This window comes from Methylomonas sp. BW4-1 (assembly GCF_052474385.1).
Window position 1 is genome coordinate 3,336,884 of the sequence record NZ_CP184125.1, and the last position, 17,170, is coordinate 3,354,053.

The following is a 17,170-nucleotide window of genomic DNA, read 5'->3' on the forward strand; positions in this document are numbered from 1 at the left end:
ATGAAACACGCTCTCAATAACGACCTTTCCCACCACATTTTGCCCAATTCGGCCACGATGGTAGGTGTTTGCATTATGGTCATCAGCATCGTCAAAAGTCAGCCTTCAGGCATGGTCGGTTACGTGATCGACAAGGCGTTGGCAATAGACAGTTTGCTATTCACCATCAGTGCGTTGTTATCGTTTTTGTCGATTCGGCTGGAGCGCTCAACCATAGGTTTGGAACGCTGGGCGGAAGTGCTTTTTATCATTGTGCTGGTGTCGATGACAGTCATTGCCCTCATTTTTTCTTTCGAAATTGTATGATTGATTTTCGCTTTCCCTGCGAATGCGGCAGACTCGCTTCGAAGCGAAATTTAACTTAACCCTAATGTGGAATTAACATTCAATTCATCGCCAAATAGTAATTTAGACCGCTCTAATTAATCTAAAGGCATTTGGAATATGAAAACGATAAAAAGCTTGTCAATACAGCTATTGGCAATTCTCTCGGTCTTATCTGCAATCCCTAGGGTTGAGGCTGCAACGACCATTCAAATCGGCCCAAGCGGAAAAACCTTTGCCTCGTCTATGGTTCAGTGTGCGGTAAATCCAGCCACCGGCCTGCAAGCGGCAACCGTTCAAACCGGCCTCTTCAACCCAAGGTCAAAAGATAAGGCCACGATTACTCTCAATGGCGGAATTGTGACCAAAGTTACCGCGTCGCAACCCGATGTCGCTGTCTGGCTTGTTGATGGTAATAACTCTGTTGTGGTCGCCCTGTCTAGAAGAACAGCTGATACCTACGCCTTCACCGTACAACCGGGCTTCTGCGATCTACCCGATACGTCAGCTAACACTTTCAGCGCTGACGGCGTTCTCGAATACGCTGCCAGTAGAAAATCTTATACCACCGTCACCCCAGGCTGTGCCTTAAACCCGGCTAGCGGTAATACCCAGTACTTCGTCAACCTGTTCGATAATGGCAGTTACCTATTAAACGTATCTGTCAATGGCACGCCGTTAACCCAATTGAACGGAACCACCCGAAAATCAGTACCCGTGTTTCTGGGGTCGGGTTTGAACGTAATCTCGGCAGCCAATGGCACGGTTTCCACCGACTACTACATTAGAGACGGCGGCAACGGCACTTGCACCTTACCGTAAATCAGAATAAGCGCCATGCCCTGTAAATGTCCCGGCAGTAACAGCATGGCGTCACTATTAACCCGGTCCTATTTATCACCGATATTCCGTTCGGACTGAGCTGGTCGAAGCCTGATTTGGCGCACCCTTCGATAAAGTCAGGATAAAAGGTATTTAAGGGCCGGGTTAATGACAACTTAGCAGACGCCACGGCTATTGCCGATGACATCATTAACTTGGTTAGTCATTTGCCGGAAGCATTGCTCCACCAGACTGCGTACGATAAAAAGTAAAAATGGTTGGCATTGGCCTTGAAGGGATTTCTTAAATTATGCCGGCAAAACTCAAGGTTGACGCGAAACAATAGACAAGGACCTGCTGCTGGCTTTACGATACTGAGTAAATTTACTCAGTATCGTAACATGAAATACACCCGCCCCCAGGAAGCGCTACTCAAAAACCGTCTCGGCGATCCAGTTCACTTTATCAACTTACTCGCCGGCCCAAGGCAGGTCGGCAAAACCACCATCATCCGCGACATTGTTTCAGCCAAACCGACGCAAGGCTACTACGTGTCAGTGGACGATGAATTTGCTGCCGACTTTGATTCGTCCGCAACTATCTCCCCGCCGCAAAAGAAAGATAGGGGTTGGCTGGCCTTCCATTGGCAAGAAGCGAGAAACCGCACTGCCGCCTGGCTGAAAACCGCGCAAAGCGACGACATCTTTGTGTTTGCGATAGACGAAATCCAAAAAATCGAGCATTGGTCAGACATCGTCAAGGGCTTATGGGATGCCGATCGCGCCAATGGCGTGCCGATGCATGTCGTGCTGCTAGGCTCGGCGCCATTGTTGATGCAAAAAGGCTTGTCGGAGAGTCTGGCCGGACGTTATGAAACCCTGCCCGTCAGCCACTGGGGCTTTGCCGAAATGCAACAGGCCTTTGATTTTTCACTCGAACAATACATTTATTTCGGCGGTTATCCCGGCAGCGCCTGGCTGATAAAAGACGAAACGCGCTGGCGCCGCTACGTACGCGATAGCTTGGTTCAGCCCAATATCGAAAAAGACATCCTGCAAATGGTGCGCATCAAAAATCCGATGCTGCTGAAACAGTTGTTCGAACTAGGTTGCCATTATTCCGGCCAGGAATTGTCGTTAACCAAAATGATAGCAAGCATCATCGAAGCCAAACACACCGAAACCTTGGCCGATTACCTGCATCTACTGACCGAAACCAAACTATTAGCTGGCCTGCATAAATACGCCGGCCAGGAAGTCCGCAAGCGCAATTCCGCGCCTAAACTGCATGTGTTCAACACAGCGCTGATGTCGGCGCTACAGGATTACAGCTTCGCCGAGGCACAGGCCGATCGCAGTTATTGGGGACGTTTGGTGGAAAGCAGCATCGGCGCGCATCTGCTCAATACCGCCGACGAAGACACCAAACTTTACTATTGGCGCGAAGGCAACCAGGAAGTCGATTTCGTGCTGGCTAAAGGCAAGAAACTGGCGGCGATAGAAGTCAAAAGCGCGCCCAAGCCGGTGGTATCGGCAGGGTTAAACGTGTTTGCCGAAAAATATCCCCACGCTACAAAAATTCTGGTCGGCGCTGGCGGTGTGCCGCTGGCGGAATTTCTGTCTCAACCCGCCGAATATTGGTTGGATTAGTTCATGCTGTTTCGCGTCCCCCGCACCGTCACCGAAAAAACCACTGAAGACACTCCTGCCGAAAGCCTTCCTATCGCCGACTACAGAGACCGGCCGGCCTATGTATTGCTTGGCGAACCGGGCGCAGGGAAATCCACGTTGTTCGAAGTCGAAGCCAAGCTTACCGGCGGTCATTACATTTCCGCCAGAGACTTTATCTATTTAGATAATGAGGAATGGCAGGAGAAAACCCTGTTCATTGATGGCCTAGACGAGGCCCGAGCCGGCAAGGACGACGCGCGAACGCCACTGGACGCCATTCGCGGCAGACTCAATAAATTGGGTTGTAAACGGTTCCGCATTTCCTGCCGCGAAGCCGATTGGCTGGGTGCGCTGGATAGCAGAGATTTATCTAAAATCAGCCCTGTTAGCGTGCTGTATTTAGACCCATTAAACAGTGGCGACGTGACGGCGATACTTGCTAACGACAAGCGTGTCGGCGATACCGATAGTTTCATCGAAAAAGCGGAACACTCCGGCCTGTCCGGTTTGCTGGACAACCCACAAACCCTGGACATGCTGATTGATGCCGTCAAGGGCGGGCGGGAATGGCCATCCACCAAGCAACAGCTATACCGGCTGACATCGGAACAATTGGCGGCGGAATTTAACGACGAACATAGGGTTGCCGAAAAATCCACGGTTAATATTCCAGCGTTGCTCGACGCGGTAGGCTTGCTATGTGCGATTCAATTGCTCGCCAACCTGTCGGGTTTCAGCGAAGGTTACGCCCAACCGGGCCGCATCAGTCTTGCTTCTCTCGACCTTCCTGTGGCGAGCCGCGCCGCCTTAAAGTCCCGCTTGTTCAGAAAGGTGGGCGACGAATATAGCTATGTACATCGTAGCGTCGCGGAATATCTCGCGGCGTACTTCATTGCCGGCAAGATCAAGGATGGCTTATTGGTCAATCGAGTATTGGCGCTAACGATCGGCGTAGACGGCGGCATCGTTGCCGCGCTGCGCGGTTTGATGGCCTGGTTGGCCGTATTGTCGGAGCCGGCGCGCGACCGCTTGATCGAAATCGATCCCTTGGGTGTGGTGGTGTATGGGGATGTGCAGTTGTTTCCGACGCACACGAAATCCAGATTATTGCGTGCCTTAATTCGGGAAGCGCAAACCACCGGTTTTCCCAACCGAGATTGGCATACCACGGCGTTTTCGGCCTTGTGCACAAAGGATTTGGCGGGCGATTTAATACAAGTACTCGTCAGTCCGGGGCGTGGCGATGGTGAGCAATATCTGCTGTATTGTTTATTGCAAGGGCTATGCAGCACGGTAAATGAGCTAAATATAAATCGTCAATTATTAACGATTGTCAGAGACAAAACGTATTGGGAAGCCACTAGAAGTTATGCCTTGAGTGCTTTTTGTCGACTATATCCAGGCGACTATGAGAGCTTATTGATCTTGTTGGAAGACATTCACAATAAAGTCGTTGAAGATGCACGTAATGACTTATTCGAAGTTTTATTAAGCAAACTGTATTTATCAAAAATTAAATCTGCGGATATTATTCGATTCATAGGCAAGCAGGGTGACGGCAACAGAGTCTCTTGTATTCGTTTTTGGAAAAATCAATTTTTGCACGGTATAACTGATGGTGAACTCCCTGAAGTTTTAGACAGACTATCTTGCATTGGAACAGAGAAGATACATGCCATATTAGATGATTTATTTGGTGTGGCTGGCGACTTATTGGTGCGGGGATTAACTTTGCATGGTCTATCTATTTCTGATGAAAGGCTTTATTGTTGGTTATCGATCGGAATTGACGAATACGATGAGTGCAGATTGCCGCAGGAGCACAAAACGAAAATTTCGGAATGGCTGGAGGCAAACCCTGGAAAATATTTCCACTTGATTTCAGAAGGTTTGAGACACATAGGAAACGAGGAAAATATAAGATATGAGATCGCTAAAATATTCGAGCGCTTCCGAAAAGCTGTTCCTCCGAAAAATATAGGCGCTTGGTGGTTAAATTTGGCGTTAGTCCAAATCGGTCAAGATCGAAAAAATATTTATTTCGAACAAGCGTTTTCAACTCTCTACAGCCAAAACAGCATTTTGACTCTTGAGGAATTAACCGCATTTGTCTCACAGCATCATGAATTTATTGGTATTTTTAATAAGCTAAAGGTTTGCCACATTCCTGAATGGTGGAAAAAACGAGTCGAATCCAAAGCCCAGTGGCAGCGTCAACGCAAACAGGAATTGGATGAGAAATTAAGTTTTTTTTATGCAAATTTGGATGGCATTGCTGCTGGCACGGCTGAGCCTTTTGTTTACGACCAAATTTCACAATATTTTGATGATAGAGTTAGTGTAAGCGGGAAGTCTAATGAACAGCGATTAGCTGAGTATCTAAACGATGACGAGATTCTGATTAAATCCGCAAAAAGCGGATTGCGAAAAATATTGGATAGAACTGATATTCCTGGAGCGGAAGAAATATTGGCCGCTGATGTAAAAAATGAATATCACTATATCAGGCGACCGTTCCTGGTATGCATTGAAATTTTGTATTTAGAGAACAATAAATTTCTAGAAACCTTAAACGATAGTTTAATTAATAGTGCGATTGCATTTTGCTTTACGCAGAGTGCGTTCGAAGACGAATGGTTTAAATCATTATGCTATTCTAGGCCTGATTTTGTTGCTAAAGCATATTTCGATTACATCGCAACCTTACTAAATGCCAAGGCTAAATTTATTCATGGAATTTCTTATTTTACCTCTGACGCTCACGGCTTACCGATAGCCCGTCGCATTGTATTGCCGTTACTCGAAAAATATCCGGTTCGCGGCTACAAAGATCACATCCACCATCTTAAATATTTATTGAAAGCGGCTATCTCTCAGGCTGACAAAAATTCGTTGTTAGCTCTAATTGAAAAAAAATTAGCTTGCAAAGGCATGGATTTAGCACAGCGTATTTATTGGCTTGCCACGGGGTTGGTCATTAATCCAAGCATTTACGAAACGAAGATCAAACTGGAAGTGACCGACAACGCTATCCGTATCAATCATTTGTCTTCGTTCTTATTGCCGATGCATGGTAACGAACCCTACTTCAGCCTTGAAAGGGTTACTACGATAGGTATGCTGATAGCGTTGCTGGCACCCCGCTGTCAACCAGTTTGGCCTAGAGGAAGCGGATTCGTCACGCGGGCAATGGAAGAGCGGGATTATGTTCGGAATTTGATAAACAACTTGGCGGCGAATCCCGAAGAGGAAGCCGAAAAGGTTATGGCCGAATTACTCGAACAGCCAAACTTGATTGCCTGGCACTCACTAATCCGTGACGCCCAACAAACCCAACAAATCAGCCGCCGCGAAGCGCTCTATAAACACCCCGACGCATGCCAAGTCATCGAAACGTGGAATGATCGAAAACCGGCTAACGTTGCCGATCTTTCCGTATTGGCGTTGGATTGTTTGCAGCAATTGGCGGCGGAAATGCATACCAGCAGTACCAATCCGTACCAGCATTTCTGGAATTTAAGGGGTAAGGAAGCTTTAGACCCTAAAGAACCTTACTCCGAAGAAGATCCTAGATACGAAGAAGTCAGTCGCAATTATCTGGCCGATCGACTCACGCCGATGCTACTGAAATACGAAGTCGCCGTCGACCCGGAAGCATTACAAGCCAATGAGAAGCGCGCCGACATCAAATTGTCCTTCATCCATGGAGGCCGATCATATTACCTGCCCATCGAAATCAAACGCGATTATCACCGCGATTTGTGGAAGACCATTCACCAACAATTGATACCGCGCTACACCATCTCACCGGAAACCGAAGGCCGTGGCTTGTATTTGGTTTTGTGGTTTAACTTTAAAAGGTTGCCGACTCATCCAGACGGTCTGCCGCCGCCTAAATCCGCCGCCGACTTGGAAGAAATGCTGAAGGCCACATTGACACCGGCGGAACGAAAATTAATCGACGTCTTCGTGCTTGACGTTTCTGCAACAACGCCATCAAAACTAAATTAAGACGGCCTGCAACTGGTTTTAAATCAACGCTTGATTTTAGCTAAATCCGAGGCCGTGGGGACATGTCCGAGTATGCGTAAACATCACAAACTCGGGCAGGGTATTTAGGTGTTTTGGCTAGCGTTGGCGTAACAAGCAAACGGGGTAATTGTGTCACAACTATTAAAATTCCGGACACCCGCGTAGCGCAACATTGCAGTCACCGCCTATATGCTGACCTCAAACAAGAAATGACCGATCCCAACACTTCTAACCTTCAATGACTGTCACTGAATACGGGCGTCATTAAGCCGAAACCGGTGGCCGATTTCCCGAGGGAAATACTCACAAGGCCAACTAAACAGCCTTTTGATGTGCAGCGCGGTTACCGGCCAAGCGGTAAGCCACGCGCATACCCAGCAGCAAAGCCAGTACAAGCGCAAACATCATAGGTCTGCTTAGATCTTTTTTCACCAGCCAGCCGAAATGCACCACGCTGGCAATTGCGCACGGATAAGTTAAGCGATGTAATGCCCGCCAGCGTTTGCCGCCCAGGCGGCGGATAATGGTGTCATTTGAGGTCAAGGCCAGCGGAATCAGCGCCACAAATGCGCTAAAACCGACGGTGATATACGGCCGTTTCAGGATGTCTTTAGCGATTGCCTGCCAATCGAAATATTGATCCAAAACCAAGTAGATCGCAAAGTGCAACGACGCATAAAAAAACGCAAACAAACCCAGCATGCGCCGCAAGCGCATCAGCCATAAGCAGCCCGACAGACGCCGCAGCGACGTGACCACCAAAGTGATCAGCAAAAAACTCAAAGCCCAGTACCCGGTAACGTGGGTCATCTTTTCAATGGGATTGGCGCCCAATTCATCCGCATAAGCGGCGACGGCCAATTTGGCGAACGGCAGCAAAGCCGTCAGAAATACGGCCGCTTTCACCCGGAGCAGTACACGGTTGTCGAGATTTTTGATCGTCATGGCTTAAAAATTCCGCTGCAAGTCCATGCCGGCGTACAGTGCCGCCACTTCGTCGGCATAACCGTTGAACATCAGGGTTTTGCGTTTCAGAAATTCGCCGATGCGCCGCTCCTTGGCCTGGCTCCAGCGCGGATGATCGACCTCGGGATTAACGTTGGCGTAAAAGCCGTATTCACCCGGCCCGGCTTTCATCCAACTGGTCAGAGGTTGCTGTTCGACCAGCCGGATTTTGACGATGGATTTGGCACTTTTAAATCCATATTTCCAGGGCATGACGATGCGGACCGGCGCGCCGTTTTGCTTGGGCAACACCTCCCCGTACAAACCAAAGGTCAATAACGTCAAAGGATGCATGGCTTCGTCCATCCGCAAGCCCTCGCGGTAGGGCCAATCCAGCACCGCGGACTTTTGTCCCGGCATTTGGGCCGGATCGTGCAGGCTGACAAATTCGACGAACTTGGCATTGCCGGTCGGTTCCACCCGCTTGAGCAATTCCGCCAGCGAATAGCCGAGCCAAGGCACTACCATCGACCAGGCTTCTACACAGCGCAGGCGATAAACCCGCTCTTCCAGCGCCGCCATTTTCAGTAACTCATCAATATCAAATACCTTGGTTTCTTTCACTTCGCCTTCTACCGTGATGGTCCAGGGCCGGGTTTGCAGGCTGCCGGCATTGATGGCCGGCTGATCTTTGCTGGTGCCGAACTCATAAAAGTTGTTGTATTCGGTAACAGCCTGCCGAGGTGTGAGTTCATCCGTCACGCTGTATTTAGATTTTCCAAGCCCGCCTAAATTATCCATCGCCCATAGTGTCTGCGGCCACACGGCTGCCAGCGCGGCACCGCCTGCCGTTTGCATAAATTTTCGCCGCGCCTGGAACAGGGCTTGCGGTGTGATTTCCGACGAGGGGATAGCGGGTGGTTTATACGGTTTCATTTCGATGAGCCTCTGCTCTAATAATGATGGTAATTCGCCAGACTGGTTAATCTGCGAGCGCAGCCAAGCCGACGGCGGTTTTTGCTATTTGCTCCGGATCGGGTGATAACAGCGCTATCGAGTCCGGCGCCGGCAGGCCGTTCCAAGTTTCAATCAAATGTTTCGCGGTCGGCACACCGACAGGGCTGTCCGCATTTTCTTGACCACGCGCACCAACCAAAGCCTTGCATAATCCGGCCGAGTCGGCCTTACAGACTGCATAGTAGGGTTGCTCGCTATCGCCTGGGCCGCCCTGAATAGTGGATACGCAGATGATGTTGCTCGGTGCCGCTGCGCTAGCGGTTTGCCCGCCGCGTTCGGTAAACTCGCGCAGCGCCTGTCTGACGCATAAAAACTGCTCGGCCAAATTTTGCCGCAAAACTTCCCGCCATTGCTCCGGATCTATACCACCAGTCGGCACAGCAAGCGCCAGATCGGCATTCGTCACTAGCACATTCAAGCGGCTCCAATAGGCGGCAAGTACATCGAACATACTGATAACCTGGCTTTCTCGGCTAAGATCGGCTTGAAATATCATGGCTTGTCCCTGCTTAACCCGAATCCGCTGGGCGATGCGGTCCGCTGCCGCGCTTTCGTGCGGATAATTGAGCAACACCTTGGCACCGGCAGCGGCAAACGCCTCCGCCACCACCGCGCCGATGCCGCAGTCGCCGCGAACCACCAACGCGGTTTGCCCCGATAGCGGCGCTCCGCCGTTCGGGACGTTCATGCATTCTCCCGTTTTAATGCCGACCTGACTGCGCCAACATTCACTGGGAACAAGTAGCGGCAGATTAATTCATCAAGCGACAGTTTGCCCGGACCCTGCAAGCAACAGATCAACAACATGACACCCCATTGTTTATGTTGCTCAATGCCGGCACTGCCCAAATCCGGGTAGGAAATCACCGCGACGATATTGAATAAAAACAGCACTATTGCCGCGGCGCGCCCGCAAAGACCCAGGGCCGATAAGGCCGGACCGATAAGTTCGACTGCGGTCGCCAGCACCGCTGCCAACCCGGCGGGCAATAGCGGCACCGCGTATTCGTTTTCGAAGAGATATAAGGTGCTGTCCCAGCTTTGGAGTTTCAGCAATCCAGAAATCCAGAACGCATAAGCAACCCAGCAGCGCAGCAGCAAACTACTCAACGGAGTCAAACTGCCCAGTAACAGGCCGCAGCGACGGCCCCAGCTTTGCGGCCGATAAAACGGCGCTAATAATTTGGCAATGATGTGTGTATGCATGTGTTAGACATCCGCGAGATAAAAATCGGTTAACAGGCCTTTAAGCAAACAGCGTTGCAACAGGACAGGCACATTTGCATCGGGGTGATCGGCAAGCACGGTCTCGACTGTTCCGTTTAGCGTCGTGCCAACAGCCAACAACCGTAGAAATTGATATTCCGCTTGATCCAGACTATCGATTTCCACCTGTCGATCCGGACGGTACAGCAACAAGCAACAAGCTCCGTTACGCAAATCGATGTATTCCCGGCTGGCGTCATCGGCCTGGTTATTGGCCCAGATCCGGGCTATTGGATACTCCGAGGCAATGAAGCGTGCGCTGGGATGCAGCCTGAAAACCAAGCGGCCGTAGGCAGCTGGATCGATCTGCGCCAACGCTGTAGCGGACAGTATCGGCGCATCGGCAGCGTGGTAGGCTTCGTGCCACAGCCACTCCAGCTTGGCGACATCGGCTAAATAAGCCAAGCTTTGCGCGGCGGCAAACCCGCTTATCAGCTCGGAAAAATGCGCGCCGTATGCCAACAGGCAAGCCGATTGCGGCGGGTAGCTTTTGATGTAAGCAGCAGCCAGCCCGGCAAAAAAGCCCTCACCGACCAGTCGGTTCACGACCGGATAGCTGTCGCGCAAGGCCGCCGTTAAACCAAGCCGGGTATTATTTCGATAAATAGCCAGCCGTTGCTCGGCACTCAAGCCCATCGACTTCACGCCCGTCGGCAATTGCTGGGATTCTTGCAACACAAAGCGGGAAAAATCCCGCTGTAACTCACGCAGCCTGTGCATAAGCCTGCTCCAGAAACCTGTCGGCTTTTGCGGCTTCCGCCACCAACACCGGCCAGGGTGGCAGATCGGCATCCCATTCGATCAAGGTCGGACGGCAACCGAAACGCTGTATAGCTGTTTGATAGAGTTGCCAGACTGCATCGCTGACCGGCGCGTTGTGGGTGTCGATCAGAATGCTCTGCCCGCCGAATTGATTGACGGCATGCCCGGCCAAATGAATTTCGCCGACCTTGTCGGCAGCTATGTCGTTTAAATACGCCAGCGCCTGCCAGCCGTGATTTACGCAAGACACGTAAAGGTTGTTCACGTCCAACAAAATCCCGCAGCCGCAACGCCGGGTAAGTTCGTTGAGAAATTCGCTTTCCGTATAGCTGGAAAAGCCGTATTCCAAATAACTGGAAGGATTCTCGATCAACAGCGGTCTGCCTAAAAAATCTTGTGCCTGCAAGATGCGCGCAGCTAAATGGGCCAACGTCTCATCGGTATAGGGTAATGGCAGCAGATCGTTCAAGTACCTACCGCCAAAGGCACTCCAGCTTAAATGCTCGGACACCAACCCCGGTTCGATCCGCTGAATCAGATCGCGCAGTTGCCGTAAGTGTTGCCGATTCAACGGGTCAACAGAACCCAGCGACATACCAACCCCATGTAAGCTGATCGGATAATCGGCTCGGATGGCTTCCAAGTCGCGTAACGGAATACCGCCGTTGCCGAAGTAGTTTTCGCTATGGACTTCCAACCATGCCGGCCGGACGGGGTGGTTTAGGGCATCCCGGTGATGCTGAGAGCGAAGGCCGATTCCGGCTTGCGCCGGAATCGCCGAGCTCACTGATACCTGTTTAGCGAGTGGCTTCGTGAGAGTCATGTGGTACTCGATTTAATGGTGAAAGGGTGTCGTCTAAACAGCGCAGAACCTTATGAGTGGGATGCCGGCAATCGCTGCCGGCATGACTGCGCTCTTTAACGGTTCGCGCGGCCTAGTAACCGGCGCCTGTGCCGTTATTTCATGTCCGCGGGCGCTTCCATGCTACCGCCGACGATGCGCTCGCAAGTGCCGGCAGGCACGGCGATAAAGGCATCTTTTTGATTATCGGCGGTGGAATGTCCGGCACAGGCATTAGACAGCGTTTTGCAGTCGTTTTTGCCGGCTTTGGCTACGCCGTAACATTTCTCCATATCTTTTTTGTCGGCGGCAAAGGCTAGCGATGGCAAGCCTGACGCCCCTAATACGATCAAAGAAGCCATGGCGGTCGATACAACAGTGTTTACGTTTTTCATCAGTCTTTTCCTAGTCGTTAAATGATTTGGTGGAGTCCACCGATTTCCCGGCAGACGCTTAACTAATCGCAAGCGGCATGCCAAAACGCTTTAAAACAAAACATGCAAATAAAAACAAACACTTATAAATTACCAAGTAAATTCAAGCCGTATCCCAATCGCCGAAAATCCACCAATAGTTGTGGCTACCGCGAATAGTTGCGGCTTGGTGTTGTGGCGGCCGCTGGTTAGAATGCTATTCAATGCAAGCAACCGGACCATTTCACTCATGCAAACTGTCGACTCGTCGGAACTGGCCATACTGCGGGCGCTGGTGGAAGGCACCGTGCAAACCACCGGCGAGGATTTTTTAAGATCGCTGGTGCGTAGTCTGTGCACGGCCATTGGAGTAGCGAACGGCTTTATCGCCGAATTCACCAGCGATAAAACCCGGATAAGGTCCTTGGCCTTCTGGGAGCACGGTCAATTTATAGACAATCAGGAATGGGAACTGGCCGGCACCCCCTGCGTCGATGTGCTGGCCGGCAAGTTGTGCCATTACCCGTCGGACTTGGCAAAAATCTTCCCCAAGGAAGAAGGCATAGAAAGTTATCTCGGCGTGCCCTTGCAAGACGCCGATGGCCAAATCCTCGGCCACCTGGCGATATTCGACGAACGGGCAATGCCCGAAGAACCCCGCTTGCTCTATACCTTCAAGATTTTCGCGGCTCGGGCGGCGGCGGAGCTGAACCGGATTCGGGTAGAAGAACTGCGGCAGCAGAGCGAACAGCGCTATAAGGATTTGTTCGACGAAGCGCCGATTGCTTATGTGCACGAGGACACCGATACCCGTTTCCAGGCCGCCAACCAGGCCGCCATGCGCATCCTGGGCATTACTCCGGAACAAGTGCCGGGTCTAATTGGCAGTTCCTTCGTACCCGACACGCCCGAAGCACAGCAGCGATTACAGCTGGCGCTCAAGTCCATCGAAGACGGTACGAATAGCGATGGCGTTGTTCTGGAATTGCGCCGCAGGGATAACTGCCAGCCGATTTGGATACAGTGGTGGTCCAAACTCGACCCCAGCCGGCAATACATGCGCACCATGTTTATCGACATTACCGAACGGGTGTTGATGGAACGGGAACAGGCCAGGCTGCAAGCGCAAAACCTGTATTTACAGGAAGAAATTAAATCGACGCATAATTTCGACGACATCATAGGCCGCAGTCCGGCGCTGCAATCCTTACTAAACCAAGTCCAGCGCGTCGCGCAGACCGACGCCTCGGTATTGATCCAAGGCGAATCGGGTACCGGTAAAGAACTGATCGCTCGCGCCATTCACGCCGCCAGTCCCCGGAAAAACCGGCCGTTGATTAAAGTCAATTGCGCGGCATTGCCGTCCAATTTGATTGAAAGCGAATTATTCGGTCACGAAAAAGGCGCATTCACCGGCGCTATCAACAAACGCATCGGCCGCTTCGAATTGGCTGAAGGCGGCACGCTGTTCCTCGATGAAGTGGGCGAAATTCCGCTGGATGTGCAGGTCAAATTATTGCGGGTGATTCAGGAACGGGAGTTCGAAAGGGTGGGTGGGCAAATACCCATCAAAATGGATGTGCGGGTGATTACTGCGACGAATCGGGATTTGCTGACGGAAGTGGCGGAAAAGAATTTTCGCGAAGACCTATTTTATCGGCTGAATGTGTTTCCACTGCGGACACCGTCGCTACGCGAACGGCTGGAAGATATTCCGTTGCTGGTGAACTTTTTGATCGCTAAATTCGCGCCGAAAATCGGTAAAAAAATCACCGGGGTCAGCGCCCAATCGATGCAACGTTTGCAGAACTATCGCTGGCCGGGCAATATCCGCGAGCTGGAAAATATCATCGAACGGGCCGTGATCCTCACCGATACGCCGATATTGGACATCGGCCCGGAGCAGTTGCCCGCGACGGCCGACGCCGGCCTAAAACTCGTGGCAGCAGGCGGCGACACCAGCCTGGATAGCATCGCTAAAGAGCACATCCTCAGCGTTATGGAACAAACCCGCTGGGTCATTGAAGGCCCCAATGGCGCCGCGCAACGCCTCAATTTAAAACCAAGCACCCTGCGTTACCGCATGCAAAAATTGGGGATCGCCAAAACCAATCGCTAGCGATAGCCGTTTCGAGAAAACGCTATCCCCCAGGCCTTTCGGGCTGAGCGGCGGCGTCGCCCCAAACAGCAGGAATGCTGAATAAGGCTGATAAAAAACTTGCCCCAGGGTATCTCCGACATTTCGGTATCCCCTGCTTGCCGGCAATCCGCAGCTTCAACTAGCGTGCCTCAGGACCGCGCAGGAATATCAGGCTTAGAATTTTTTCGGCCACGCGCCGATATTAATTGGTTTATATAAACCGTTTCTAGTCAATAGAACCGCTAACATCCTAATCCCCGCCGATAAATAAGGTTGAAATAAGCCAAATTTCCAGGCCTGTCGATCTCACATTGGCTTTGGCAGACTACTTGCTTTGAGTGCTTACCAAGCACGATAAAGTGCTCAACTCCGGGATCGATCATGCAAACCAAACGTTTCATCCATAGCGCGGCACTCGGCTTGCTGGGGTCTATGCTGACTTTCCAGGTGCAGGCCCAAAATGTGCCCATATCCCTGGACGAGGCGCTGACGCTGTTTTACCAGCGCAACCTGGATTTAATAGCCGCGCAATACAACATCGACCAATCCCGCGCCGATGCGGTGATTGCCGCCGCGATACCTAATCCAACCCTGGGCGTGCAGATTTCCGAAATCAGCAACCGGCCGAACATGGGCTCCAATGCCACGGGCTGCAATCACGATGTCAACGTCTCCTGCGGCCCCGCCGAATATTTTTCCTTCAGCCAGTTAATCGAAGTCGCCGGCAAACGCGGCCTGCGCATCCAAAGCAGCGGCTTCGCCACTCAGGCGGCGGAAAGCGACTTCCGCGATGCGGTGCGCATCTTTTCGAATATGGTCGAAGACGCCTATTACGATCTGCTGCTGGCGCAAAAAAACCGCTGGCTAGCCCAGGAAATTGTCGATCATTATCAAACCCTCTCTAAGGCCAATCAACTGAGGATGAGCAGCGGCGACATTGCCGAATCCGATTTTCTAAGGGTGAAAATGGAAGCGATGCGCGCCAACTCCGATCTGGATACTGCGCAAACCGCCGTAGAACAGGCGCAAGCCGCTTTGGCGGTGATCCTGCGCTGGCCGAACGACAGCCTGCATTTCGAAGCCAAGGAACAATGGCCGCAGATCCAAGACATCGGCCAAAACCTGTCCAAAGACGAGTTGATGAACAAAGCCCTACAACAGCGTCCGGATTTACTGGCCGACAAACAACGGGCCGCCCAGGCCGAGAGAGAACTGGAATTGGCCAGGCGCCTGAAATACCCGGATGTCACCGTCAATGCCGGCTATGCGCGCGATCCCAGCAATAACGCACTCAATTCGTTTTTTGTCGGCGTCAGTGTGCCGGTGCCGGTGTTCGATCAATATCAAGGCCAATCGGACAAGGCGGCGGTCGCGTTAAACCAAAACCAACTGGCGGTGGAACAAACCGAACTGAGCATTCGTAACGATGTCGCCAATGCTCTAGCCACCTGGAATAGCGCGGACAAAATCGTCCAGCGTTTTCAAAGCGGTTTACTCGACGATGCGCTGGCGGTGCGTAACAGCGCGGAACTGGCTTACAGCAAGGGTGCTACCGGCGTACTGGATTTTATTGAAGCGCAGCGTAGTTATAAAAACGTGATGCGCGATTACAGCCAGGCCATGATCAACCGCGCCAATGCCTATTACGACTTGGTCAAAGCCTTGGGCGAGGAAGTTGCTAACGACAATACCGCCAACAACAAGGCGCAGGCACCTATTCAATTACCATAGCAGCCTCAAACGAATAACCGATATGAATACTTCCATACCACCTTTCACCCAAAATTCGCTGGTCTGCTGTTGTGCGCTAGCCGCTATTCTATTATCGGGTTGTTCGGACGCCACCGACCCTAAACCTGCACCGCCCAAACCGCCCACACCCGTTGGCGAAGTGGTCCTGGCGCCCGACTCCCCGAAAAAAGCCTACGTCAAAACTGCGCATTTGACCTTGTCGCAACATCCTTTGCTGGAGCCTTTGGCCGGCAAAATCGTGTATGACGAAAGCCTGACCTCGCGTATCAGCTCGCCCGTCGCCGGCCGGGTTGTCACCGCGCCGATTGCCCTGGGCTCGCCGGTGCAGACTGGTTCGACCTTATTGGAACTCGACAGTCCGGATGTCGCCGACGCGGAAGCCGATTTCGCCAAGGCCCAAGCAGCGGCCACTCTCGCCAATCATGCTTTCAATCGACAACAGGAACTGTACGCCGGCAAAGCCATTTCTCGCAAGGAACTGGAACAGGCGCAGAGCGATTTGAGCAGCGCCCGTAGCGACCTGCAACGCGCTACCGACCGCTTGAAAAATCTGCACTTGTCCGCCCGCCAAGCCGACGGCCGCTTCGCGCTGCGGGCGACACTGCCAGGCATCGTCGTGGAACGCAACGTCAATCCGGGCATGGAAGTACGCCCGGATTTGGATACGCCTTTGTTTGTGGTTTCAGATCTCAAACATTTGACCGTGCTGATGGAGGTGTTTGAAGTCAACATCGGCAAAATCAAACTGGGGCAGCAAATAGCCGTGTCGGTACCCGCCTACCCCGGCGAGACCTTTACGGCGACGGTGCAGTACATCGGTCAATTGCTGGACGAAAACACTCGCACCGTGCAAGTCAGATGCAAATTAGACAATCCGGATGGCCGCCTGCTGCCGGGTATGTATGCCACCATCAGCGTGGAAAGCGCTACGGACGACCAAGCATTCGTGATTCCATTGACAGCCGTATTTACCGAAGGTGACGCCGATTATGTATTCACAGCTTTAGACGACAACCGCTACCGGCAGCGCCGGGTCGAGATCGGCTTGCGTTTGAAAGACAAGGCGGTCATCACGCAAGGCCTGGATGCCAATGAACTGTTGGTAACCGAAGGAGCGCTGATGCTGCGCGCCGAAGAAGAAGTCGAAACCGAAAGTACTCACCAGCCCTAACGCCAAAACCGGGAC

Annotated in this window: 14 protein-coding genes; 7 read left to right on the forward strand and 7 right to left on the reverse strand. The window is 51.9% G+C overall.

Going from position 1 to position 17,170, the window contains the following annotated elements; genetic code table 11:
- The 4 genes from ACH5Y9_RS15465 to ACH5Y9_RS15480 all read left to right on the forward strand — a co-directional run bounded on the left by ACH5Y9_RS15465 (position 1) and on the right by ACH5Y9_RS15480 (position 6,827).
- Positions 1-306 carry a hypothetical protein gene (locus tag ACH5Y9_RS15465; protein WP_445366727.1) on the forward strand — a complete coding sequence of 102 codons (306 nt, stop codon included), beginning with the start codon at positions 1-3 and terminating at the stop codon, positions 304-306.
- A 138-nt stretch (positions 307-444) separates the two neighbouring features.
- Entirely contained in the window at positions 445-1,146 is a 702-nt protein-coding gene (locus tag ACH5Y9_RS15470) for a hypothetical protein (RefSeq protein ID WP_445366728.1), read from the forward strand.
- A 401-nt stretch (positions 1,147-1,547) separates the two neighbouring features.
- The gene (locus tag ACH5Y9_RS15475; RefSeq protein WP_445366729.1) at positions 1,548-2,795 is read left to right on the forward strand and encodes an ATP-binding protein; all 1,248 of its coding nucleotides are present in this window, start codon (positions 1,548-1,550) and stop codon (positions 2,793-2,795) included.
- Positions 2,796-3,350: 555 nt separating this feature from the next.
- Complete coding sequence (locus ACH5Y9_RS15480; RefSeq protein WP_445366730.1) at positions 3,351-6,827, forward strand: hypothetical protein; 3,477 nt, start codon at positions 3,351-3,353, stop codon at positions 6,825-6,827.
- 336 nt (positions 6,828-7,163) lie between these two features.
- On the opposite strand, the gene ACH5Y9_RS15485 is transcribed toward ACH5Y9_RS15480, so the two are convergent.
- From ACH5Y9_RS15485 to ACH5Y9_RS15515, 7 genes are all read right to left on the reverse strand, one after another.
- Entirely contained in the window at positions 7,164-7,793 is a 630-nt protein-coding gene (locus tag ACH5Y9_RS15485) for a sulfite oxidase heme-binding subunit YedZ (RefSeq protein ID WP_445366731.1), read from the reverse strand.
- A 3-nt stretch (positions 7,794-7,796) separates the two neighbouring features.
- The gene (gene msrP / locus ACH5Y9_RS15490) at positions 7,797-8,729 is read right to left on the reverse strand and encodes a protein-methionine-sulfoxide reductase catalytic subunit MsrP (protein ID WP_445366732.1); all 933 of its coding nucleotides are present in this window, start codon (positions 8,727-8,729) and stop codon (positions 7,797-7,799) included.
- A 46-nt stretch (positions 8,730-8,775) separates the two neighbouring features.
- Positions 8,776-9,498: an SDR family NAD(P)-dependent oxidoreductase gene (locus ACH5Y9_RS15495; RefSeq protein WP_445366733.1), complete on the reverse strand. Its 723-nt coding sequence runs from the start codon at positions 9,496-9,498 to the stop codon at positions 8,776-8,778.
- Positions 9,495-10,016, reverse strand: a complete 522-nt coding sequence (locus ACH5Y9_RS15500; protein ID WP_101052916.1) for a DoxX family protein — start codon at positions 10,014-10,016, stop codon at positions 9,495-9,497. Before ACH5Y9_RS15500 ends, ACH5Y9_RS15495 begins: the two co-directional genes overlap by 4 nt.
- A gap of 3 nt (positions 10,017-10,019) precedes the next feature.
- Positions 10,020-10,796: an HvfC/BufC N-terminal domain-containing protein gene (locus tag ACH5Y9_RS15505; protein WP_445366734.1), complete on the reverse strand. Its 777-nt coding sequence runs from the start codon at positions 10,794-10,796 to the stop codon at positions 10,020-10,022.
- Positions 10,780-11,661, reverse strand: coding sequence for an MNIO family bufferin maturase (gene bufB, locus ACH5Y9_RS15510; RefSeq protein WP_445366735.1), 882 nt, complete (start codon positions 11,659-11,661; stop codon positions 10,780-10,782). Before bufB ends, ACH5Y9_RS15505 begins: the two co-directional genes overlap by 17 nt.
- A 134-nt stretch (positions 11,662-11,795) precedes the next feature.
- Entirely contained in the window at positions 11,796-12,074 is a 279-nt protein-coding gene (locus tag ACH5Y9_RS15515; RefSeq protein ID WP_445366736.1) for a BufA1 family periplasmic bufferin-type metallophore, read from the reverse strand.
- 268 nt (positions 12,075-12,342) lie between these two features.
- Between ACH5Y9_RS15515 and ACH5Y9_RS15520 the strand changes: the two genes are divergently transcribed.
- The 3 genes from ACH5Y9_RS15520 (at position 12,343) to ACH5Y9_RS15530 (ending at position 17,155) form a co-directional block, all read left to right on the forward strand.
- Positions 12,343-14,211: a sigma 54-interacting transcriptional regulator gene (locus tag ACH5Y9_RS15520; protein ID WP_445366737.1), complete on the forward strand. Its 1,869-nt coding sequence runs from the start codon at positions 12,343-12,345 to the stop codon at positions 14,209-14,211.
- 402 nt (positions 14,212-14,613) lie between these two features.
- Positions 14,614-15,963 (forward strand): TolC family protein, encoded by a 1,350-nt coding sequence (locus ACH5Y9_RS15525; RefSeq protein WP_445366738.1) that lies wholly within the window; start codon positions 14,614-14,616, stop codon positions 15,961-15,963.
- Positions 15,964-15,985: 22 nt separating this feature from the next.
- Positions 15,986-17,155, forward strand: a complete 1,170-nt coding sequence (locus ACH5Y9_RS15530; protein WP_445366739.1) for an efflux RND transporter periplasmic adaptor subunit — start codon at positions 15,986-15,988, stop codon at positions 17,153-17,155.
- Positions 17,156-17,170: the final 15 nt, after the last annotated feature.